Origin of the sequence: Streptomyces sp. NPDC048185, assembly GCF_043202495.1 — a bacterium.
Lineage (GTDB): Bacteria > Actinomycetota > Actinomycetes > Streptomycetales > Streptomycetaceae > Streptomyces.
The window spans coordinates 272,466-294,394 of sequence record NZ_JBIDAN010000003.1 but is presented as its reverse complement, the minus strand read 5'-3'; the positions used below and the strand labels follow the sequence as shown (position 1 = coordinate 294,394).

Here is a 21,929-nt window from a genome sequence, read left to right as displayed (position 1 = left end):
GGATGGGGGCCTCAAGAGGCTCACGACGGCACTCAGCGCTTCGAGGCGTCAACCCTTGGCTACTTGGGAGTCAGATCGGGATTCGCAACCGTGTGCGGGAGTACGTCGCACCGGGGGCCGGCGCTCCGCGCGGGCCCCGCGCACCCGAAGATGTGATGTACCTCACCAACCCGCAGCCCGGGCGGAGGGGTCACCCGTAGGTGTCCCCCGGGCCCTTGCTGCCCGGCGCGCGCAGCGGTCCGTACCGCCGGGCGGAACCGCCCGGACCACCGGGACCCTGCACCTTGATCACCCGCACCGAGCCGTGCCCGAGGTCCTCGTTGAGCCGGGCCACCAGCGTCGGGGCGAGCAGCCGCAGATTCGTCGCCCAGGCCGTCGAATCGCACCGGACGACCAGCACCCGCTCGTCCTCGTCGTACCGCTCCGGCACACAGTGCTTGGCCACGTCCTCGCCCACGATCTGCGGCCAGCGGCCCATCACACCGCCGACCGCGGCCGGCGTCTCCCACCCGCGCTCCGTGATCAGCCGGTTGATCGCCGACCCCAGCGCCATCGGGTCACGGCCGTCCGCGCGCGCGCCCGAGCGCAGCCCGCCGCGCCGTGCCTGCCGCTTCTGCTGCGCCGCGTCCCCCCGCGCGCGTGCCGCCTCCCGCGCCGCCCTCAGCGCGACCCGCGCCAGGTCCACGCCCGACGGCTCGGGGGCCCTGCCGCCCTTGCCCTGCTCGCCACCGGAGTTCCCGGGGACCGGCCCTTCCGCGCTCATACGCGCTCCACCGTCCCCTCCGTCACCGCGAACCGCGCCCCCGCCAGCACGTGCGGCACGTCGTCGTCCACCGCGGCGGTCACCAGCACCTGCTCCCCGGGCGCCACCAGCTCGGCCAGCCGCTCCCGGCGCCGCGCGTCCAGCTCGGCGAACACGTCGTCGAGCACCAGCACCGGCTCGTTGCCCTCCGCCCGCAGCAGGTCGAACGACGCCAGCCGCAACGCCAGCGCGTACGACCACGACTCACCGTGGGAGGCGTACCCCTTCGCGGGCAGCTGGCCGAGCTTCAGCACCAGGTCGTCCCGATGGGGGCCGACCAGCGTGACGCCCCGCTCGATCTCCTGTTTCCGCGCCTCGCCCAGCGCGGCGATCAGCTGCTCGTAGAGGTCCTCGCGCGTGTGCGCCTCGCCGGGCGCCGACGGCTTGTACTCCAGCGCGAGGGGACCACCGCCGGGAGCCAGCTGCTCGTACGCCTTGTCGGCCAGCGGCTGCACCGCGGCGATCAGGTCCAGGCGCTGCGCCAGCAACTCGGCGCCCGCCCGCGCCAGGTGCTGGTCCCAGACGTCCAGCGTGGACAGGTCCATCGTGCGCCCACCGTGCCTGCGGGCGAGCGCGGCCGACTTCAGCAGGGTGTTGCGCTGCTTGAGGACCCGGTCGTAGTCCGAGCGCACCCCGGCCATGCGCGGGGAACGGGCGGTGATCAGCTCGTCGAGGAAGCGGCGCCGCTCACCCGGGTCCCCCTTGACCAGCGCGAGGTCCTCGGGCGCGAACAGCACGGACCGCACGATGCCGAGCACGTCACGCGGCCTGACCTGCGACGACCTGTTGATCCGGGCGCGGTTGGCCTTGCCCGGGTTCAGCTCCAGCTCCACCAGCTGCTGCCGCTCGCCCTGCCGCACCTGCGCCCGGATCACCGCACGCTCGGCGCCCATGCGCACGAGCGGCGCGTCCGAGGAGACCCGGTGACTGCCGAGGGTGGCCAGATAGCCGACCGCCTCGACGAGATTCGTCTTCCCCTGCCCGTTGGGGCCGACGAAGGCGGTGACGCCCGGGTCCAGCGGGACCTCGGCCCGGGCGTACGAACGGAAGTCGGCCAGCGACAGATGCGTGACGTGCATGGTCGTTCGCCGACCTCCCCAACCTTCGGGTGTTGCTTACTTCTTCTCCACCGCGTGACCGCCGAACTGGTTGCGCAGCGCGGCGATCATCTTCATCTGCGGCGAGTCGTCCTGCCGGGACGCGAACCGCGCGAACAGCGACGCGGTGATCGCCGGCAGCGGCACCGCGTTGTCGATCGCGGCCTCCACCGTCCAGCGTCCCTCACCGGAGTCCTGTGCGTAACCGCGCAGCCCCTCCAGGTGCTCGTCGTCGTCGAGCGCGTTGACCGCCAGGTCCAGCAGCCAGGAGCGGATGACCGTGCCCTCCTGCCAGGAGCGGAAGACCTCGCGGACGTTCTCCACGGAGTCGACCTTCTCCAGCAGCTCCCAGCCCTCGGCGTAGGCCTGCATCATCGCGTACTCGATGCCGTTGTGGACCATCTTCGCGAAGTGGCCCGCGCCCACCTTGCCCGCGTGCACGGCGCCGAAGTCACCCTCCGGCTTGAGGGCGTCGAAGACCGGCTGCACCTTGGCGACGTTCTCCGCGTCGCCGCCGTACATCAGCGCGTAGCCGTTCTCCAGGCCCCAGACACCGCCCGAGACTCCGCAGTCCACGAAGCCGATGCCCTTGGCCGCCAGCTCCTCGGCGTGCTTCTCGTCGTCCGTCCAGCGGGAGTTCCCGCCGTCCACGACCACGTCGCCGGGCTCCAGCAGATCCCCCAGCTGATCGACGGTGGCCTGGGTGGGCTCACCGGCCGGGACCATCACCCAGACCACGCGGGGCGCGCTGAGCTTGCCCACAAGCTCTTCCAGGCTGTGGACGTCCGCGAGATCCGGATTGCGGTCGTATCCGACGACGGTGTGGCCCGCGCGGCGGATCCGCTCGCGCATGTTGCCGCCCATCTTGCCGAGGCCGACGAGACCGAGCTCCATCAGTTGCGTTCCTTAGGTCTGCGAGGTGGCGTGGCGGCACGCCCGCACCCGGCGGATGCGTGCCGCGGCACTTTCGTACCCGCGTACGAGCCTAAACCCGGACCCCCGTGCACAGCTGTGGGCATACGCGCTCATGCGTATGCCCTCACCTGGGGCTTTGTCCTCAGCCTGTGGACGACTCGGACGGCCTCGGCCGGTCAGCGGCCGGTCAGCCGCTCAGCCGCACCGGCATGATCAGGTACTTGTAGGCCTCGTCCGCCTCGGCGTCCGGCGCGGGCCTGCCGCTGAGCAGCGCCGGCTTCGTGGACGTCGTGAAGGACAGCTGGGCCACCGGCGAGTCGATCGCGCTCAGGCCGTCCAGCAGGAACGTCGGGTTGAAGGCGATCGAGATGTCGTCGCCCTCCAGCTGGGCGTCGACCCTTTCCACAGCCTGTGCGTCGTCGCTGGAGCCGGCCTCCAGGATGAGCACGCCCTGCTCGAAGCTGAGCCGCACCGGGGTGTTGCGCTCCGCGACCAGGGCCACGCGCTTGACGGCCTCCACGAACGGGGCGGTCTCGATCACGGCGACGCTGTTGAACTCCGTCGGGAAGAGCGTCTTGTACTTCGGGAGGTCGCCCTCCAGCAGCCGGGTCGTCGTCCGGCGGCCCGCGCCCTCGAAACCGATCAGGCCCTCACCCGCACCCGACCCGGACAGCGCCAGGATCACCTGGTCGCCGCTGGTCAGAGCCTTGGCGGTGTCCAGGAGCGTCTTGGCGGGCACCAGGGCGACCGCCGAGGTCTCCGGGTTCTCCGGCTTCCACAGGAACTCGCGGACCGCGAAGCGGTAGCGGTCGGTGGAGGCCAGCGTCACCGTGTCGCCCTCGATCTCGATGCGCACACCGGTGAGGACGGGCAGCGTGTCGTCCCGGCCGGCGGCGATGGCGACCTGCTGCACGGCGGCGGAGAAGACCTCGCCGGGGACGGTGCCGGTGGCGTTCGGCATCTGCGGCAGGGCCGGGTACTCCTCCACCGGCAGGGTGTGGAGGGTGAAGCGCGAGGAGCCGCAGACCACCGTCGCCCGTACACCGTCTGTGGAGATCTCCACCGGCCGGTTGGGCAGGGCGCGGGAGATGTCGGCGAGCAGCCGGCCGGAGACGAGGACCGTGCCCTCCTCCTCGACCTCCGCCTCCACCGACACCCGCGCGGAGACCTCGTAGTCGAAGCTGGACAGGCTCAGCTGCCCCTCCTCGGCCTTCAGCAGCAGGCCCGCGAGGACCGGCGCCGGCGGACGGGCCGGGAGGCTGCGAGCCGCCCAGGCCACTGCCTCCGCGAGTACGTCGCGTTCCACCCGGATCTTCACCGTTGCCGCCTCCTGCTGTTGCCGGCGCTTCTCGCCCTGCTTCGCCTTCGTCGTCTGACCCGGTGTCGCCGGCCCCGTCGGGGGGCAGAACACCGGGGACCAGTCTGACGCACCGCACTGACAGTAGGTGCCCTTCGGGGTCAAGTCGCGACGAGGGGCGGTCGGGCTCGAGAGAGCGAGTTGTGCACAGGTCCCGCTTCGAAACGATTCCCGCTCTCTCTCTAGTCGGGAGTAGTAGTAGGGCCTGTGGATACCGTGGATAACCGCGTTTTCGCAGGTCAGGGCAGGAATTTTGTCCACGGGGCCTGTGGGCGGAGCCGGTGGACAACCGGGCGTCTCTGTGGAGAACAGAAAGTTCTGCACACGCCGTGCACAGGGGAGGGCGACTTCTCCCCAACGCCGTCCCCAGGTTTACCCACCTTTCCCACAGCCCAATCAGGCACCTTGGTGTGACGCCTTTCACTCGGGGCGGTGAGGAGCCGCGTCGGGTTGCCGAACAGTGGACAGCCATGTGGAGAAGCCGGTGATCGCTGGGGACAACCGCCCCCAGCCTGTGGGTTCCCGGTGGACAACTTGACGGGCGGGCTGGGGAACTTTCCGTTGTCCACAGCCTGTGGAGATCTTTTGTCCACGGATCCACAGGGGGCTGACCTGCCCTGATCATTCCTCAACAGCCCACCCTGTGGACAGAATCGGGACAACTTCCCGGTCCCCAAGCTGTGGAGGGGAAAAAGTCGCCCAATCTGTGGAGAGAGGCCGTAACCCGGCAGGTATTCGAACAGCGGCGGGCCGGGCGGAGCAGGCGTGGGGACCTTCCCGGCACCCGCGAAGGGTCCGCCGCGCCGCGTCCGGGGCGCGAAAAGGCGCCCCCGGGCTTCCCAGGGGCGCCTCCAGGACGCGTGGCCGGCCCTCGCGGGCGGCGGCCGTCAGCCGTTCTTGATGCGGTTGGTCAGTTCCGTCACCTGGTTGTAGATGGAGCGCCGCTCGGCCATCAGATTGCGGATCTTGCGGTCGGCGTGCATCACCGTGGTGTGGTCACGGCCGCCGAACAGCGCGCCGATCTTCGGCAGGGAGAGGTCCGTCAGCTCGCGGCAGAGATACATGGCGATCTGGCGCGCCGTCACCAGCGCGCGCCCGCGGGAGGTGCCGCACAGGTCCTCGACCGTGAGGCCGAAGTAGTCGGCGGTCGCGCCCATGATGGCCGTGGACGTGATCTCGGGCGCCGAGTCCTCGCCGCCGGGGATCAGGTCCTTGAGGACGATCTCGGTCAGGCCCAGGTCGACCGGCTGCCGGTTGAGCGACGCGAACGCCGTGACCCGGATCAGTGCCCCCTCCAGCTCGCGGATGTTGCGCGAGATGCGGGAGGCGATGAACTCCAGTACCTCGGGCGGGGCGTTGAGCTGTTCCTGTACCGCCTTCTTGCGCAGGATCGCGATGCGCGTCTCCAGTTCGGGCGGCTGGACGTCGGTCGTCAGGCCCCATTCGAAACGGTTCCGCAGCCGGTCCTCGAGCGTCACCAGCTGCCTGGGCGGCCGGTCGGAGGACAGGACGATCTGCTTGTTCGCGTTGTGGAGCGTGTTGAAGGTGTGGAAGAACTCCTCCTGCGTCGACTCCTTGTCCGCCAGGAACTGGATGTCGTCGACGAGCAGGATGTCCATCTCGCGGTAGCGCTTGCGGAAGCTGTCGCCCTTGCCGTCGCGGATGGAGTTGATGAACTCGTTGGTGAACTCCTCCGAGCTCACGTACCGCACGCGCGTGCCGGGGTAGAGGCTGCGCGCGTAGTGCCCGATCGCGTGGAGCAGGTGGGTCTTGCCGAGGCCCGACTCCCCGTAGATGAAGAGGGGGTTGTACGCCTTGGCGGGTGCTTCGGCGACGGCTACCGCCGCGGCGTGGGCGAAGCGGTTGGAGGCGCCGATGACGAAGGTGTCGAAGAGGTACTTCGGGTTGAGCCGCGCGGTCGGCTCGCCGGGGCCGGTCGCCGGCGCCGGCTGTGCGGCCAGGGGGCCGGGAGCGCCGGTGGCGGGCCCGGGACCGACGGGGCCGCCGCGGTGGACGTGGCCGGAGCCGGGCGGCGGCTCGGGGAGGTCGCGCCGGGCGCCGCGCTGGTCGTAGTCACCGCGGGGCTGGTCGTAGTCGGTGCGCTGGGGGTCGTACGGGGAGCGCTCCGGCGCCTGGGGGCGGCGGTCCTGGGGGCGCCGGTCCTGCGGGTACGCGTCCTGGGGGTACGGCTCCTGGCCGTAGGAGTCCTGGGAGTAGGAGTCCTTCGAGTAGGAGTCCTGCTGCGGTGAGGAATAGCTGTCCTGGGGCGGCGGGCCGTACGAGTCCTGCTGCGGCGAGGCGTACGGGTCCCGCTCCGGGAAGCCGAGGCGCTGCTGCTGCCAGCCGTAGTCGTCCTGCTGGGACGGGCGGGGCCAGGAGCCGGGCTCGGGGCGCTGGTACTCCTGCGGGTAGGCGGGACGTGCGGTGGGGAGCTGGTCGGCGCGGTGGCGGCCGTATCCCTCGTAGTCGTCGCGGCCGTGGGGGCCCGGGCCGTTCTGGCCCGCTCCGCTTCCCGGCTGGCCGGGGGACGGGAGCTCGGGCTCCTCGTAGCGCGGCTGGGGACGGGCGGGGGGCGCCGGCGGCGCGGGGGGCTCGCCCGCGGTCTCGTCGACGGTGATCGCGATGCGGATGGGGCGGCCGCACTCCCGGCTCAGCGTCTCGCTGACGACGGGGGCCAGGCGGCCCTCGAGCACGCCCTTCGCGAATTCGTTGGGTACGGCGAGAAGAGCGGTGTCGGCGACCAGTGCCAGGGGCTGGCAGCGGCGGATCCAGTGCTCGTCCTTCGATTCGACCCCCTGCCCGCGGCCTTCCCCGAGCAGCTGTTCCAGTACGCGTGGCCACACTGCGGCAAGATCGGCAGGTACGTCAGCCACAGGGCACGCTCTCTCACGAGTCCCTCGAAGGTGTGATTCGGGGACGGGTCGGGATGAAACTCGGGTGGGGCAGGGATAAGGGAACGAATCGGAGTTCAGTCACGGTAGTCAGCGCGACCGGTAGGGTTCAAGTCGTTGTCCCCAGCCTGTGGACAAGTGTGCCTCGGTCACCTCTGGTTTGACCGAATGGCGCAGTCTCACGTACCGTAACCAGGTCGAGTTGTCGATGGCTGCTGCCGCCTGCCTCCGATGGGCACAGGTCACGTCCAAGGTGATCGAAAAAGCGGTGCACTCGGGCGTGACGAGAGCTACTCGTGGGCGCACGGTGACAGCCAGGACGGCACCCCGCCAACCCCGATTCTTTCTGGAGCCCCCGAGTGAGCAAGCGCACCTTCCAGCCGAACAACCGTCGTCGCGCCAAGACCCACGGCTTCCGGCTGCGTATGCGCACCCGTGCCGGCCGCGCGATTCTCGCGACCCGCCGCAGCAAGGGTCGCGCCCGTCTGTCCGCCTGATCCCGGTCAGGTCATGACATCGTGCTGCCCACCGAGAACCGGCTGAGGCGGCGCGAGGACTTCGCGACCGCGGTACGACGAGGCCGCCGGGCCGGCCGCCCGGCTCTCGTCGTCCACCTTCGAAGCGGTGCCACGGACCCGCACGCGCCTGGGGAGAGCGCTCCCCCGACACGTGCGGGTTTCGTCGTGAGCAAAGCCGTGGGTGGCGCGGTGGTGCGCAACAAGGTGAAGCGCAGGCTTCGCCATCTGATGCGCGACCGGGTCGACCTGTTTCCCCCCGGTAGCCTGGTAGTCGTACGAGCGCTGCCCGGTGCGGGCGACGCCGACCATGCACAGCTGGCCCGAGACCTGGACGCCGCCCTGGCGCGGCTACTGGGAGGGGGCGCGCGATGAAGTACCCGCTGCTGGCTCTGATCAAGCTGTACCAGTGGACGATCAGTCCACTGCTCGGGCCGGTCTGCAAGTACTACCCGTCGTGTTCCCACTACGGCTACACGGCCATCGACCGGCACGGTGCCATCAAGGGAACGGCACTCACGGCTTGGCGCATCCTGCGGTGCAACCCGTGGTCGCTGGGCGGGGTGGACCACGTTCCGCCGCGCAAGCGCCCGCGATGGCACGAAATGCTGCGTGACGCCTGGCGTGCACGCAGGGGCGGGCCCTCCGCCGCCGAACCGGCCACCGAGGGGCAGGCTTCTCCCACGAGTCCGTCCAGTCCTTCGAGCCCGGCCGCAGAGACCCAGTCCCATGCCCAAGGAGCATGATTAGTGGACACGATTGCCAGCCTCTTCAGCTTCATCACGACACCTGTCTCCTGGGTCATCGTCCAGTTCCACAGCGTGTACGGCGCCATTTTCGGCCCTGACACAGGGTGGGCCTGGGGCCTGTCCATCGTGTCCCTGGTGATTCTGATCCGCATCTGCCTGATCCCGCTCTTCGTGAAGCAGATCAAGTCGACGCGCGCGATGCAGACGCTCCAGCCGGAGATGAAGAAGATCCAGGAGCGCTACAAGAACGACAAGCAGCGTCAGTCCGAAGAGATGATGAAGCTGTACAAGGAGACGGGTACCAACCCGCTCTCCTCGTGCCTTCCCATCCTGGCGCAGTCCCCGTTCTTCTTCGCCCTGTACCACGTGCTCAACGGCATCGCGACGGGTGACACCATCGGTGTGATCAACGATCGCCTGCTGGAGAGCGCGCAGAAGGCCCACATCTTCGGTGCCCCGCTCGCGGCGAAGTTCACCGACAGCGCCTCGAAGGTGGAGGCTCTCGGGTCTTCCATCACCGACGTCCGCGTCGTCACCGCCATCATGATCGTCCTGATGTCGGCGTCGCAGTTCTTCACCCAGCGCCAGCTGATGACCAAGAACGTCGACACGACGGTGAAGACGCCATTCATGCAGCAGCAGAAGATGCTGATGTACGTCTTCCCGGTCATGTTCGCCGTCTTCGGCATCAACTTCCCGGTCGGTGTCCTCGTCTACTGGCTGACCACCAACGTGTGGACCATGGGCCAGCAGATGTATGTCATCCGCAACAACCCGACCCCGGGTTCCAAGGCCCAGGCCGCCTACCTGGAGCGCCTGCACAAGCACGTCACCGAGCACGGCAAGACGCGTGGCCGCGGTGAGAAGGCCATCGTGAAGGCGATCGTCGCCAAGGGCCGGGACCGCAACGAGTTCGAGCGCAAGTTCATCAACGGTCTGAACAAGGCGGGCCTTGCGGCTCAGCCCGACGGCACCGTGGTGAAGAACGACGCCGCTGTCGCCGCGCAGACCGAGGACGGTGCACCCGTCACGACGGGCACGCCGAAGCGTCAGCAGCCCAAGCGGCAGAGCAAGTCCCAGCGGCAGTCCACGAAGGCGGCCGGCGAGGCCGAGCCGAAGACCTCGCTCACCAAGGCCGACGAGCCGGAGGACGCCACGCCGGGCACCCAGCCCGCCGCAGCCAAGAAGTCCGCTCAGAAGCCCGGCGGCGGTGGCCGCAGCAAGGCCCAGTCCGGACAGCGCAAGGGCCCGCAGCGGCCCAAGTCCCCGTCGAAGAAGTAAGAAGGAGTCCATCCCGTGACGGAAGGCACCACCTCCGCCGCTGCCGAGGGTGCAGACACCCTGACTCGCCTCGAGCAGGAGGGCGAGATCGCCGCGGACTACCTGGAGGGTCTGCTCGACATCGCCGACCTGGACGGCGACATCGACATGGACGTCGAGGCCGACCGTGCCTCTGTCTCGATCATCAGCGACTCGAACAGTCGTGATCTGCAGAAGCTGGTCGGCCGGGACGGTGAGGTGCTGGAGGCTCTTCAGGAGCTGACGCGCCTGGCCGTGCACCGGGAGACCGGGGACCGCAGCCGGCTGATGCTCGACATCGCGGGCTACCGGGCCGGGAAGCGCACCGAGCTCTCCGAGCTGGGTGCGAAGGCCGCGGCAGAGGCCAAGAGCAGTGGCGAGGCCGTGCGGCTGCAGCCCATGACGCCGTTCGAGCGCAAGGTCGTGCACGACGCGGTCAAGGCCGCGGGACTGCGCAGCGAGTCCGAGGGCGAGGAGCCGCAGCGCTTCGTCGTCGTGCTTCCCGCCTGATCGGTCACCACGTTTTTCCGGCCCCGTCTGTAGCGCAGGCGGGGCCGAATTTTGTCAGCCTGATAGTTCTGGTGGTTCTGGCATCGGCGCCCGGTGCGCCGGTGCGGTACGGAAGGACGGTCCCCCCGTGACGGAGGCAGCGGAGCTTCCCCCTGTGCCCGAGCAGGCACGTGAGGTGTTCGGTGATCGCTATGCGGATGCGGTCCGCTATGCCGAGCTGCTCGCCGAGGCGGGAGTGCAGCGGGGCCTGATCGGTCCCCGTGAGGTCCCGCGCCTGTGGGAGCGGCACCTGCTGAACTGCGCGGTGCTCTCGGAGGTCGTGCCCGAGGGAGTGACGGTGTGCGACGTCGGCTCGGGCGCCGGGCTGCCCGGGATTCCGCTGGCGCTCGTCCGGGACGACCTGAAGATCACGCTCCTGGAGCCGCTGCTGCGGCGCACCAACTTCCTGACCGAGGTGGTGGAGCTGCTGGGTCTGAACCATGTCACCGTGGTGCGAGGCCGGGCCGAGGAGGTCATGGGCAAGGTCCCGCCGGTGCATGTGGTGACGGCCCGTGCCGTCGCGCCGCTGGACCGCCTGGCGACCTGGGGCATCCCGCTGCTGCGCCCGTACGGTGAGATGCTCGCCCTCAAGGGCGACACGGCCGAGGAGGAGCTCAAGGCCGCGGCCACGGCGTTGAGCAAGCTCGGTGCGGTGGAGACGTCGATCCTGCATGTGGGTGAAGGCGTCGTGGATCCGCAGTCCACTGTGGTGCGCGTCGAGGTCGGGGAGAGCCCCGGAGGTGTGCGCTTCGCCGCGAAGCGTGCCAAGGCGGCCCGGACCGGTCGGGCGCGCCGCCGACGAGGCTGATCATGTGGCGGGGCCGATCCGTGCTGTCGGCCCCGTCCTGACGACGCGGCGTACTCCACACAAGCCTCCCCGCCTACGCATGCCGGAGTGTCGCGGCGGTTCGCCCTCAGGTGCTGTGCATCGTGTTTCACGTGAAACGTCGCTCACTGCTGCACGGCATCATCAGCCGCGGTCGCGCCGCGGCCGAACCCCGCGACCAGAGGCCTCTCGGTTCTCTTGCGGACGAACCGGACTCTTCCGAGGAGGCGACCCTCTCGCGGGGTACGGAGTTGTCCACAGAGGTGGATTTCTCCACAGAACGTCAGGCCTCACTGGTTCACGACCCCGAAGGCATGGGAGGCTCTGTCCATTGCGAGCCTGAAGTCGAGGAGAGTGAATCCTTGCGGTCCGACGCCAACATCGCGGGACCGATGACCGATCCGGTCCCCGGTCCCCGTACCGAGTCGATGGGGGCGGATGTTTCACGTGAAACACCGTCTCCGATGGACGACACTCCGATCGGTCGAGCTGCCCAACTGGCGGTCGAGGCTCTGGGTCGAGCCGGTGAGGGCCTGCCACGGCCCGAGCAGACCCGCGTGATCGTGGTCGCCAACCAGAAGGGCGGCGTCGGCAAGACGACGACGACCGTCAATCTCGCCGCGTCGCTGGCGCTCCACGGGGCCCGCGTCCTGGTCGTCGACCTCGACCCGCAGGGCAATGCGTCCACCGCGCTGGGGATCGACCACCACGCCGAGGTTCCGTCGATCTATGACGTGCTGGTCGAGAGCCGGCCGCTCTCCGAGGTCGTCCAGCCGGTGCCCGATGTCGAAGGTCTCTTCTGCGCGCCCGCCACCATCGACCTCGCCGGTGCGGAGATCGAGCTGGTCTCCCTGGTGGCGCGGGAGAGCCGGCTGGAGCGGGCGATCCAGGCGTACGAGCAGCCGTTGGACTACATCCTCATCGACTGTCCGCCCTCGCTGGGCCTGCTGACGGTCAACGCGCTCGTCGCGGGCCAGGAGGTGCTGATTCCGATCCAGTGCGAGTACTACGCGCTGGAAGGACTCGGGCAGCTGCTGCGGAACGTCGATCTGGTGCGGGGGCACCTCAACCCCACTCTGCATGTGTCGACGATCCTGCTCACCATGTACGACGGTCGGACGCGGCTGGCGTCGCAGGTCGCGGACGAGGTACGCAGCCACTTCGGCGAAGAGGTCCTGCGGACGAGCATCCCGCGCTCGGTCCGTATCTCCGAGGCCCCCAGCTACGGGCAGACCGTGCTGACCTACGATCCAGGATCGAGCGGAGCCCTCTCCTATCTGGAGGCGGCACGCGAGATCGCGCTGAGAGGTGTGGGGGTCACGTACGACCCGGCTCAGGCACACCTCGGCGCCCAGAATGACCCGAACATGGTGGAGGGGATCCAGTGAGTGAGCGACGAAGGGGGTTGGGCCGTGGTCTCGGGGCACTGATTCCCGCAGCCCCGACCGAGAAGTCGGTGGCATCGGCGGCCCTGGGGAATGCGACGTCCGCTTCCCCCTCGGGAGTGCCCGGGCTGCCGAACGACCGGGGAGTGGCGGCGGCGAAGGTGGCCACGCTGCCCTCTGTTTCACGTGAAACAACAGGGGAGTCTGCGCCGACGTCCGCGGCGGGCATGCCCGCGCCTCCCCTGGGGGCGCACTTCGCGGAAGTGCCCCTGGACTCGATCACTCCGAACCCGCGGCAGCCGCGCAAGGTCTTCGACGACGACGCCCTCGCCGAGCTGGTGACCTCCATCAAGGAGGTCGGCCTCCTTCAGCCGGTCGTCGTCCGGCAGACGAGCCCCGGGCGGTACGAGCTCATCATGGGTGAGCGTCGTCTCCGGGCCAGCCGTGAAGCGGGGCTGGAGGCCATCCCGGCGATCGTGCGGGCCACGGAGGACGAGCAGCTGCTCCTGGACGCGCTGCTGGAGAACCTGCACCGCGCCCAGCTGAATCCGCTGGAGGAGGCCTTCGCCTACGACCAGCTGCTGAAGGACTTCAACTGCACCCATGACCAGCTGGCGGACCGCATCGGCCGGTCCCGCCCGCAGGTGTCCAACACGTTGCGTCTGCTGAAGCTCTCTCCGAAGGTGCAGAACCGCGTGGCCGCCGGCGTGCTCTCTGCCGGGCATGCTCGGGCGCTGCTCTCCGTCGAGGACTCGGAGGAGCAGGAGCGGCTGGCCCACCGCATCGTGGCCGAGGGACTCTCGGTACGGGCGGTCGAGGAGATCGTGACCCTGATGGGCTCCCGGCCGCAGAAGCCGCAGCGGGCCAAGGGGCCGCGGGCCGGCGCTCTCGTCTCGCCGGCGCTGTCCGAGCTGGCGACCCGGCTCTCGGACCGCTTCGAGACGCGGGTGAAGGTCGACCTGGGGCAGAAGAAGGGGAAGATCACCGTGGAGTTCGCCTCCATGGAGGACCTCGAGCGGATCCTGGGGAGCCTCGCTCCCGGTGAGGGCCCCGTGCTGCAGAAGGGCCTCGTGGACGGGGAGGCCGAGGAGAGCGAGTCCTGATCCACGGGCAGGCGGGATCACCTGACGGTGCTCCGGTTGCCGATGGGCGGGCTGTGTTCGGTGCGTACCGGAACACGGCCCGCCCTTTGCCTTTCGCCGGTGCTCAGCCCTTCCCATCGTGGATACGATGCGTCTCAGATGGCGCAATCACCCGGCAGTACCTCTGAGAGGCAGGCAGGGGCCATGCGAACGATGAGCCGCACCGGACTGGTGAGCGCGGGTTTGGGACTGGGCGCGGTCGGGGGCTTCATCGGCAGCCTGCTCAGGGAACGGGGTGCTCTCACAGCCGCCCGCGACGCGACGGGCGAAGGAAGCGAGGAACAGCCTTCATGGGGCGTCGGCTCGTACCGCTCACGCTGGACAACCTTCAGGACCTTCCCCAGCGCTGTCGCTCGTGTGTCTTCTGGGAGCTGGATCCCGTCAGCGGCGAAGCCGCGATAACGGCGGGGACGTCTGCCGCGGAGAAGGAAGCCTGGATCTCTGCCGTCCTGCTGGACTGGGGGTCCTGCGGCCGGGTGGTCTACGTCGATGACGTACCGGTGGGCTTCATGCTCTACGCCCCTCCCGCCTACGTTCCGCGCTCGATGGCGTTTCCCACCAGTCCTGTCGCTCCCGATGCGGTGCAGTTGATGACGTCCTTCGTGATGCCGGGGTACCAGGGGCAGGGGCTGGGGCGAGTGATGGTGCAGACGGTCGCCAAGGACCTGCTGCGGCGCGGCTTCAAGGCGATCGAGGCCTTCGGGGATGCCCGCTGGAAGGAGCCCGCCTGTGTGCTTCCGGCGGATCATCTGCTGGCCGTCGGCTTCAAGACGGTCCGGCCCCATCCCTACCATCCGCGGCTGAGGCTGGAGCTTCGGTCAACGTTGTCGTGGAAGGAAGACGTGGAGCATGCGCTGGACCGGCTGCTCGGGGCCGTCCAGAAGGAGCCGGTGCTGCGGCCGCTGTGACCTGCCGAGCCCGGCATGGGCCGCAACACGAAGGGGCCGGCCCGGGAGGGCCGGCCCCTTCATGTTTCACGTGAAACGTCAGTCGGCGATGAAGTCCGCGAGGTCGCGGACGATCGCGGCCTTGGGCTTGGCACCGACGATGGTCTTGGCGACCTCGCCACCCTGGTACACGTTCAGCGTCGGGATGGACATGACGCCGTACTTGGCGGCCGTACCCGGGTTCTCGTCGATGTTCAGCTTGACGATCTCGATCTTGTCGCCGTACTCGGCAGCGATCGCCTCGAGGGACGGAGCGATCTGGCGGCACGGTCCGCACCAGGCGGCCCAGAAGTCCACCAGGACGGGCTTGTCGCTCTTGAGGACGTCCTGCTCGAAGGAGGCGTCGGTCACTTGCTTCAGGGTGCCGGCCACGGCGGGCTCCTTAACTGGTTGTGTGGGGCGGATGGGGATCAGACAGCGGTCTTCTCGGGCTCGGCCTTGTCCTCGTCGGTGAGCGCGGCGAGGAAGCGCTCGGCGTCGAGGGCGGCGGAGCAGCCGGTGCCGGCGGCGGTGATCGCCTGCCGGTAGGTGTGGTCGACCACGTCACCGGCGCCGAAGACGCCGGTCAGGTTGGTGCGGGTCGAGGGGGCGTCGACCTTCAGGTAGCCCTCCGGGTCCAGGTCGAGCTGGCCCTTGAAGAGCTCGGTACGCGGGTCGTGACCGATGGCGATGAACAGGCCGGTCGCCGCGAGATCCGAGAGCTCGCCGGTCTTGATGTTGCGGAGCTTCAGGCCCGAGAGCTTCTGGTCACCCTGGATCTCGGCGACCTCGCTGTCCCAGACGAACGAGATCTTCGGGTCGGCGAAGGCACGCTCCTGCATCGCCTTGGAGGCGCGCAGGGTGTCGCGGCGGTGGACGATCGTCACGGACTTGGCGAACCGGGAGAGGAACGTGGCCTCCTCCATCGCGGTGTCACCGCCGCCGATCACGGCGATGTCCTGGTCCTTGAAGAAGAAGCCGTCGCACGTCGCGCACCAGGAGACGCCACGGCCGGACAGGGCGTCCTCGTTCGGCAGACCGAGCTTGCGGTGCTGGGAGCCGGTGGTCACGATGACGGCCTTCGCCCGGTGGACGGTGCCCGCGGTGTCGGTGACGGTCTTGATCTCCCCCGTGAGGTCGACGGCGACGACGTCGTCCGGCACGAGCTCGGCGCCGAAGCGCTCGGCCTGGGCGCGCATGTTGTCCATGAGCTCGGGGCCCATGATGCCGTCCTGGAAGCCCGGGAAGTTCTCCACCTCGGTGGTGTTCATCAGGGCGCCGCCCGCGGTGACGGCGCCCTCGAACACCAGCGGCTTCAGCGACGCGCGTGCGGTGTAGAGCGCCGCCGTGTAGCCGGCGGGCCCGGAGCCGATGATGATCACGTTTCGGACGTCGCTCACGGCTTCATTCCTCGTCTCTGGACTGCGTCTTCAGGTCCGGGTGGAGCTTCTGTCGGAGCTCTCACCCCACCCAACGGATCCTAAGGGGCGCGCATTCCCACTGTGTCCGGGCACACGGCGGGCGACGAGGAGGTGTGGCTCAGGGCCGCGTGTAGCTGTGCTCCAGGAGGACCGTGGCCTTGCCGACGGCGGGCTGCTCGACGCAGGCGGAGTCCACGATGTAGGCGGTGACCCGGTTGTCGTTGAGAGCGTCCGGCAGCACCACGAGCAGTGCTTCCTTGCCCTTGTAGACGCCCTCTTCCGTGGCGAGCACCGCGTCGTCACGGCCGATGGCCTTCTGGACGCACTCGGGGACGATCGTCGGCTGTGTGAGGACGTGATTCTCCGTCTCGGACGACGTGCCGAAGCTGTGCGGCGTCCGAGAGCCGCTCCGTGCGCCCTGCCCGTCGCCGACGAGCTCGGTGACCTGCTTCTGCAGTCTGCTCTCGGAGAAGGTGTCCACGGGCGCGGTCTGCGGCCCGTGGGCGGTGTCCTCGGGCGGGCTGCCTCCCGTGACCGACGACACGATCACGGAGCCGATCCCCAGGGCGGCCGCCGCGGCCACCGCACCCAGAACGGCGATCCTGCGCCGTCCGATGCGCCTGCGATTCTTGCGGCCCGGGCCCCTGGTGGCAGTGCGGGCGTGACCGGAGGGGCGGTCCGCCGCCGATGTTTCACGTGAAACATGCGTGTCGGCGTGGTCCTCGTCCCCCTCGGCTGCCGCCGCTGCCGAGACCGCCGGCGCTGTGGCACCCAGCCGGGCTTCGGCGGCGAGGGCGGCGTCGATGCGACCCGCCACGTCATCAGGCATCCGCTGGGGTCCGGGCAGCGTTCCGAGCAGCCCCTGGATCTCCTCCAGTGACGCGTGGACGTCCGCACAGAGCTCGCAGGACTCCAGGTGCCGTCGTACGTCCGTGGTCCGCGAGGGCGTCAGCAGGCCTTCGGCGAGGTCGGAGATCTCCGCGACGTCCGGATGCCCGGCCGTGTCTGTCGTCGACGACGTCACGCTCGTCCACCTCCGCCCTTCACTGCGGCTGAATCGCTGTGGCCTGCTCCCGGCGGATCCGTCCGGTGCGGTCCCGCTGCGGGTGGGACGGATGCGCCCGGCGTCCGGTTCCGCTCGGGGCCGGGCTTGCCGTCGTCACCGTTGCCGTCCGGACGCAGGTGGGTGAGCAGCGGCAGAAGCCGGGCTCTGCCACGGGCACACCGGCTTTTGATCGTGCCGACCGGCACATCGAGGATCCGCGCTGCCTCGGCGACGGGGTACCCCTGCATGTCGACGAGGACGAGAGCCGCCCGCTGGTCGGCGGGCAGTGTCCCCAGGGCCTCGACGAGCTGGCGGTGCAGGTCGTTGCGCTCGGCGGGGGCGGACGCCGACTCGTGCGGCTCCAGCAGTTGCTCCAGGCGCTCCGCGTCGTCGACCGGGGCGGTCTTGCGGGAGGCGGCCTTGCGGGCACGGTCAAGGCACGCGTTCACGGTGATTCTGTGCAGCCACGTCGTGACGGCCGCCTGCCCGCGGAAGGTGTGTGCGGCCCGGTAGGCGGAGACGAGGGCGTCCTGGACCGCGTCAGCGGCCTCCTCGCGGTCGCCCAGGGTGCGCAGGGCAACCGCCCAGAGCCGGTCGCGGTGGCGGCGGACGAGTTCACCGAAGGCGTCGGGATCGCCCTCGACGTGGCGGGCGAGCAACTCGTGATCGGTCAGGTCCTCACCACTCGTGCCGTCCGCCATCACGCCCTCTCCTCGCGGCAGCCGCCGTCAGCTGGTCACCTTGACGTCCGCCAGCCTGCCGCGCCACTCCCCGGTGTCCGCCTGCTTCGGCAGATCGGTCAGCCACACCAGTAGGTACCGGCTCTGGAGAGCCTTGTCGGGCTTGAGCTCCACCGTCGTCCCGGAGCCCTCGGCGACCTTGTCGTAGTCGTCGAACGACGTCGGCTCCGCGGTGGCGTCCGCCCCCGCGCTGCGCAGCTCGACGGACGTGCTCCCGACGAACGTGACCGTCACCTTGCCGACCTGCTGGACCTTGCCGAGGTCCACGATGACGCCGACCCCCGACTTGAGGCGGCCGAAGTCGGAACTGAGGTAGTAGTCCGTCTGCCAGTACGTGGAGGAACTGCCGTCGTAGACGTTCTCTATCTCGGACGGCTTCTCGGATTGGTCGCCGAAGGGGTCGAAGTCCCGGGCTCCGCTGATGGTGATCGGCTTGCCGGACACCGGAATCTTCGGGCTCTTGTCGTCGCCGTCCGTCGTCTGGGTCCGGTTCTGGTCGTCGGCCTTGCCGCCCCGCTCCATGAGGGTGTCCGCCAGCTGCCAGCTGCCGAGGCCCAGCGCGGCGATCAGCAGGGCGGAGACGGTCCACTTCAGGGCCTTGCCGGTGCGGCTCTGCAGCGGGGGCGGTGGCGTCGGCACCGGCTGGGTGACGCCGGGGTGCGCAGCCGGGCGGCCGTACGTGCCCTGCTGGTACGACGTGCGCTGGTACGCGGGCGGAGTGGTGAAGGTCGGCTCCGGCGGCCGGATGCGGGGCATCTCACCGATCGCCTTGACCAGCTCCTCGGGCGTGGTGCACGGGGACTCGTGGCGCGAGGCGGTGGCGCCGTCGTTGACGAGTGCCCTCATGGCCAGCTCGGACAGGCCGCGGTGGACACCGGCGCGTACCTGGTCCGGAGGGATCAGACCGATGTCCTTGGGCAGGCCCGCCATGCCGTGGGCGTCGCTCTCGTACGGCCAGCGCTGGGTGAGCGTGGCGTACAGCAGGGCACCGATGGCCTCCGTGTCGGTGCGCTGCGGGGTGTCGGAACTGATGCCGCGCAGTGCGGCACTGACGGCCAGTCCGCGGATCCTCCACTGGCCCGTCGACGTACGCAGCACGGCGTTGGGGTTCAGGCGCAGATGGGCGAGGCCCTCGCGGTGAGCCGCGGCCATCGCGGAGGCGACCTGACTCACCATCTGGTAGGCGTCGTACGCGTCGAGCGGGCCGGCGGCGAGGAGCGCGGTCAGTTCGGTCGCATCGGGGAGCCATTCGTGGACGACGTAGACGAGGTCGTTGTCCTCGACGGCGTCCAGTACCTGGACGAAACGAGGGTCGCCGAGAAGAGCGGCGGAGCGTGCGGCGGCCAGCACGGAACGGGCTCGCGTGTGGTCCGCCGGCAGGACGTGGACTCCGACGGCGCGGCGCAGTTTCTCGTCGACGGCGCGCCAGCTGCTGAAGCCGTCCAGACGGGTGACGCATTCCTCGAGGCGGTAGCGTCTGGCGAGCTTGTGCCCGCTGTGCAGTTCGGGAGGCGAGGCCTTGCCGGAATCCTCGCTCGTGCGGCTGCCCTGTGCCTCGTCGCTGTCCGTGTCCCGCTCCCGGTTGTTGGCCACCCCGTCGGCCGTGGACTGGTCCGCCTGTGCGGTCAGCGGCTTCTCGCCGCTGTTGTCTGCCACGTCGACGGCAGCTGTGCTCCGTTCCGCCACCGTCGTTCCTGCCTCCCCATTCGATGCACGCCGACCGACTCCCGATGCGCGCAGCCCGACGCCGAACCCAATTGTGCCCACAGTCCGCCGCTATGCACGACACACGGCGGCGGACGATGGTTGTGCGCCTACCCTCGGTCTCAGCGTCCCAGGCGTCCGCGCACCATACCGACCAGCGAGTTGACCTCCTCGATCCGCATCCTGCGGGCGGCGACGAAGAAGACGCCGAACAGGAGCACCGCACCGGCCAGCAGGGCGGCGAGGGACCCCACGACGCCCTGGCCGAGGGTGTGGCCGATCCCGTAGCAGGCGGCTCCGCTGAGCAGGGCGGCCGGGACCGAGGCGATGCACAGCCGCGCGTACGTCCGCAGCACCCGGGCGCCGTCGAGGTCCCCGCCGAGCCGCTTGCGCAGCCTGCGCCAGGCGACGCCCACACCGATCACGTAGGCCAGGCCGTAGGCGGCGGCCATGCCGACCACGGCCCAGCGGGCGGGCAGCAGGACGTAACACAGGGCGGACGCGGCAGCGTTGACCGCGGCCACGATGACCGTGTTGTAGAAGGGCGTCCGGGTGTCCTCGTAGGCGTAGAAGGCGCGCAGGACGACGTACTGCACGGAGTAGGGGATGAGGCCGAGGCCGAAGGCCATCAGCATGTAGCCCATGTTGGTGGCTTCGCTGGTGCCCGAGGAGCCGAACATGAGCGTGCACATCGGGATGCCGAGCGAGACGAAGCCGAAGGAGACGGGCACGATGGCGACGGCCGTCGTGCGCAGGCCCTGGGAGATGTCGTCGCGGACCGCGCCGCCGTCGTCCTCGGACGCCGAGCGCGAGATGCGCGGCAGCAGGGCGGCCATCAGGGAGACCGTGATGATGGCCTGTGGCAGACCCCAGATCAGCTGTGCGTTGGCGTAGGCGGCGAAGCCGGTGCCGTCGACGGGGGACGCCGTGCCCGCGGCCGTGGAGAGCTGGATGACGATCATGGCGCCCGCCTGGTTGGCGAGGACGAACAGGACCGTCCATTTGGCGAGCGTGACGGCCTTGCCGAGTCCGTGGCCCCGCCAGTCGAAGCGCAGCCGCATCCGGAAGCCGGTCTCGCGCAGGTACGGGATCATCGCCAGCGACTGCACGACGAGACCCAGCAGCACGCCGATGCCGAGCAGACGCTGGCCCTCCGGCGGGATGCTGGTGACCTTCATTCCGGAGGTCTCCGCGGTGCCGTAGACCCAGATGAACATGCCCAGCGTGACGATGATGACGATGTTGTTCAGGACCGGGGTCCACATCATCGCGCCGAACCTGCCGCGGGCGTTGAGGACCTGCCCCATCACCACGTGCAGGCCCATGAAGAAGATCGAGGGCAGGAAGTAGCGGACGAAGGTGATGCCGACCTCGTTCGCCGCCGGGTTGCTCGCGACCGGGTTGGACAGGAACCGGATCAGGAGGGGGGCGGCGAAGACGGTGATCACGGTGAGCGCGCCGAGCGCCACCATGACCAGCGTCAGCAGGCGGTTGGCGAAGGCCTCGCCGCCGTCGTCGTCGTCCTTCATGGCCCGCACCAGCTGCGGTACGAAGACCGAGTTGAGGCCGCCGCCGACCGTCAGGATGTAGATCATGGTCGGCAGCTGGTAGGCGACCTGGAAGGTGTCGCCGAGCAGGCCCACGCCGAGCGCCGAGACGATCAGTGCCGAGCGGATGAACCCGGTCAGCCGGGACACCATCGTGCCCGCCGCCATCACGGCGCTGGACTTCAGCAGGCCGCCCGCACGGCCGCCCTTCTTGGGGGCGGCGGCCGGTGCGGCGGCTTCGGCTTCCTGGACCGGCGCCTGGGCCGCCTCCGGAGCGGGAGCCGCCGCGTACTGGCCCGGCGCGGGTGCCGCGTACGGGCCGGGTGACGCGGCGGTGTCGCCGTACGGGCCGGGTGACGCGGCCGTGCCGCCGTACGGGCCGGGGGCCGGCGTGTTCGCGTACGGGCCGGGGCCCTGTGGGCCGCGGTACTGGTCCGGTCCCGGTGCCGCGCCGTACTGCCCCGGAGTGGGTGCGGGTGAGGGAACGGCCGCCTGGTCGTCGTAGGACGGGTGACCGCCACCCTGCTGCTGGTCCCGGAACAGGTGGGCGAAGGCGTCCGGCTCATGGCGCTGCTCGCCGGCCTGGGTGACCAGGTCGTCCACGCCGACGAACTGCGTCGTGCGCGGATCGTCGCCGTACGGCAGGTACTGGGTGGGGCCCTCCGGCTCGGGTGCCGGGGTCTGGGCCCAGACGCGCGGGTCGGGGGCGTACGGCGACTGGGACGGCGCGCCGTACAGCGGCTGCTGCGGGTACGTACCCGGGGGCGGCGGGGGGTGCGCGGCGCGGTCGTAGAGCGCCTCGGAGACCGGGTCCTGGGCGGAGAGGTCCTGCGCCCGATAGGGATCCTGGTCGTAGGCGTCCTGGAGGTACATGTCCGCGGGCGGCTGCGGCGGCGTCTGGCCGTGGTCGGGCACCGGACCCTCGGGGTGGCCCGAGCCGTCCACGGCCTGACCGCGGTCACCGTCGTACGGCGCGTTCATGGTTACCCCACCTCATCGTCCCGGGCCGACCGGCCACG

General features: G+C 69.8%; 20 protein-coding genes. 9 read left to right on the top strand and 11 right to left on the bottom strand.

All coding sequences use genetic code 11. From position 1 onward, the window contains the following. Positions 1 to 190: 190 nt before the first annotated feature. The 5 genes from ACGF3H_RS11855 to dnaA form a co-directional block, all read right to left on the bottom strand. Positions 191 to 763, bottom strand: coding sequence for a DUF721 domain-containing protein (locus ACGF3H_RS11855; protein WP_362486208.1), 573 nt, complete (start codon positions 761 to 763; stop codon positions 191 to 193). Further along, entirely contained in the window at positions 760 to 1,881 is a 1,122-nt protein-coding gene (gene recF / locus ACGF3H_RS11850) for a DNA replication/repair protein RecF (RefSeq protein WP_362486206.1), read from the bottom strand. Before recF ends, ACGF3H_RS11855 begins: the two co-directional genes overlap by 4 nt. 36 nt (positions 1,882 to 1,917) lie before the next feature. Beyond that, positions 1,918 to 2,793: a phosphogluconate dehydrogenase (NAD(+)-dependent, decarboxylating) gene (gene gnd, locus ACGF3H_RS11845; RefSeq protein ID WP_362486204.1), complete on the bottom strand. Its 876-nt coding sequence runs from the start codon at positions 2,791 to 2,793 to the stop codon at positions 1,918 to 1,920. A gap of 208 nt (positions 2,794 to 3,001) precedes the next feature. Next, on the bottom strand, positions 3,002 to 4,132 hold the full coding sequence (gene dnaN, locus ACGF3H_RS11840; protein ID WP_362486201.1) for a DNA polymerase III subunit beta: 1,131 nt from the start codon (positions 4,130 to 4,132) through the stop codon (positions 3,002 to 3,004). Positions 4,133 to 5,058: 926 nt separating this feature from the next. Continuing rightward, positions 5,059 to 7,044 carry a chromosomal replication initiator protein DnaA gene (gene dnaA, locus ACGF3H_RS11835; protein WP_362486199.1) on the bottom strand — a complete coding sequence of 662 codons (1,986 nt, stop codon included), beginning with the start codon at positions 7,042 to 7,044 and terminating at the stop codon, positions 5,059 to 5,061. A 377-nt stretch (positions 7,045 to 7,421) separates the two neighbouring features. On the opposite strand from dnaA, the gene rpmH reads away from it, so the two are divergent. The 9 genes from rpmH (at position 7,422) to ACGF3H_RS11790 (ending at position 14,435) form a co-directional block, all read left to right on the top strand. Next, entirely contained in the window at positions 7,422 to 7,559 is a 138-nt protein-coding gene (rpmH, locus tag ACGF3H_RS11830; protein WP_003975051.1) for a 50S ribosomal protein L34, read from the top strand. Between the two features lie 21 nt (positions 7,560 to 7,580). Beyond that, the gene (gene rnpA / locus ACGF3H_RS11825) at positions 7,581 to 7,952 is read left to right on the top strand and encodes a ribonuclease P protein component (RefSeq protein WP_362486197.1); all 372 of its coding nucleotides are present in this window, start codon (positions 7,581 to 7,583) and stop codon (positions 7,950 to 7,952) included. Continuing rightward, entirely contained in the window at positions 7,949 to 8,323 is a 375-nt protein-coding gene (yidD, locus tag ACGF3H_RS11820; RefSeq protein WP_362486195.1) for a membrane protein insertion efficiency factor YidD, read from the top strand. The genes rnpA and yidD overlap by 4 nt, the downstream gene beginning before the upstream one ends. 3 nt (positions 8,324 to 8,326) lie before the next feature. After that, the gene (gene yidC, locus ACGF3H_RS11815) at positions 8,327 to 9,607 is read left to right on the top strand and encodes a membrane protein insertase YidC (RefSeq protein ID WP_362486193.1); all 1,281 of its coding nucleotides are present in this window, start codon (positions 8,327 to 8,329) and stop codon (positions 9,605 to 9,607) included. Positions 9,608 to 9,622: 15 nt separating this feature from the next. Continuing rightward, complete coding sequence (locus ACGF3H_RS11810; RefSeq protein ID WP_362486191.1) at positions 9,623 to 10,135, top strand: R3H domain-containing nucleic acid-binding protein; 513 nt, start codon at positions 9,623 to 9,625, stop codon at positions 10,133 to 10,135. Between the two features lie 127 nt (positions 10,136 to 10,262). After that, the gene (rsmG, locus tag ACGF3H_RS11805) at positions 10,263 to 10,982 is read left to right on the top strand and encodes a 16S rRNA (guanine(527)-N(7))-methyltransferase RsmG (RefSeq protein ID WP_362486189.1); all 720 of its coding nucleotides are present in this window, start codon (positions 10,263 to 10,265) and stop codon (positions 10,980 to 10,982) included. A gap of 332 nt (positions 10,983 to 11,314) precedes the next feature. Continuing rightward, positions 11,315 to 12,388 carry a ParA family protein gene (locus ACGF3H_RS11800; RefSeq protein WP_362486644.1) on the top strand — a complete coding sequence of 358 codons (1,074 nt, stop codon included), beginning with the start codon at positions 11,315 to 11,317 and terminating at the stop codon, positions 12,386 to 12,388. Further along, positions 12,385 to 13,488 (top strand): ParB/RepB/Spo0J family partition protein, encoded by a 1,104-nt coding sequence (locus ACGF3H_RS11795; RefSeq protein WP_362486188.1) that lies wholly within the window; start codon positions 12,385 to 12,387, stop codon positions 13,486 to 13,488. The genes ACGF3H_RS11800 and ACGF3H_RS11795 overlap by 4 nt, the downstream gene beginning before the upstream one ends. A gap of 329 nt (positions 13,489 to 13,817) precedes the next feature. Next, on the top strand, positions 13,818 to 14,435 hold the full coding sequence (locus ACGF3H_RS11790) for a GNAT family N-acetyltransferase (protein WP_362486186.1): 618 nt from the start codon (positions 13,818 to 13,820) through the stop codon (positions 14,433 to 14,435). A gap of 78 nt (positions 14,436 to 14,513) precedes the next feature. On the opposite strand, the gene trxA is transcribed toward ACGF3H_RS11790, so the two are convergent. The 6 genes from trxA to murJ all read right to left on the bottom strand — a co-directional run bounded on the left by trxA (position 14,514) and on the right by murJ (position 21,891). Then, complete coding sequence (gene trxA, locus ACGF3H_RS11785; RefSeq protein WP_362486184.1) at positions 14,514 to 14,846, bottom strand: thioredoxin; 333 nt, start codon at positions 14,844 to 14,846, stop codon at positions 14,514 to 14,516. A gap of 38 nt (positions 14,847 to 14,884) precedes the next feature. After that, positions 14,885 to 15,853, bottom strand: a complete 969-nt coding sequence (trxB, locus tag ACGF3H_RS11780; RefSeq protein ID WP_362486182.1) for a thioredoxin-disulfide reductase — start codon at positions 15,851 to 15,853, stop codon at positions 14,885 to 14,887. A 139-nt stretch (positions 15,854 to 15,992) separates the two neighbouring features. Continuing rightward, complete coding sequence (locus tag ACGF3H_RS11775; RefSeq protein WP_362486180.1) at positions 15,993 to 16,898, bottom strand: hypothetical protein; 906 nt, start codon at positions 16,896 to 16,898, stop codon at positions 15,993 to 15,995. Further along, complete coding sequence (gene sigM / locus ACGF3H_RS11770; protein ID WP_362486178.1) at positions 16,895 to 17,620, bottom strand: RNA polymerase sigma factor SigM; 726 nt, start codon at positions 17,618 to 17,620, stop codon at positions 16,895 to 16,897. The genes ACGF3H_RS11775 and sigM overlap by 4 nt, the downstream gene beginning before the upstream one ends. 27 nt (positions 17,621 to 17,647) lie before the next feature. After that, positions 17,648 to 19,345 carry a protein kinase family protein gene (locus ACGF3H_RS11765; protein WP_362486176.1) on the bottom strand — a complete coding sequence of 566 codons (1,698 nt, stop codon included), beginning with the start codon at positions 19,343 to 19,345 and terminating at the stop codon, positions 17,648 to 17,650. Between the two features lie 140 nt (positions 19,346 to 19,485). Next, the gene (murJ, locus tag ACGF3H_RS11760) at positions 19,486 to 21,891 is read right to left on the bottom strand and encodes a murein biosynthesis integral membrane protein MurJ (protein WP_362486174.1); all 2,406 of its coding nucleotides are present in this window, start codon (positions 21,889 to 21,891) and stop codon (positions 19,486 to 19,488) included. Positions 21,892 to 21,929: the final 38 nt, after the last annotated feature.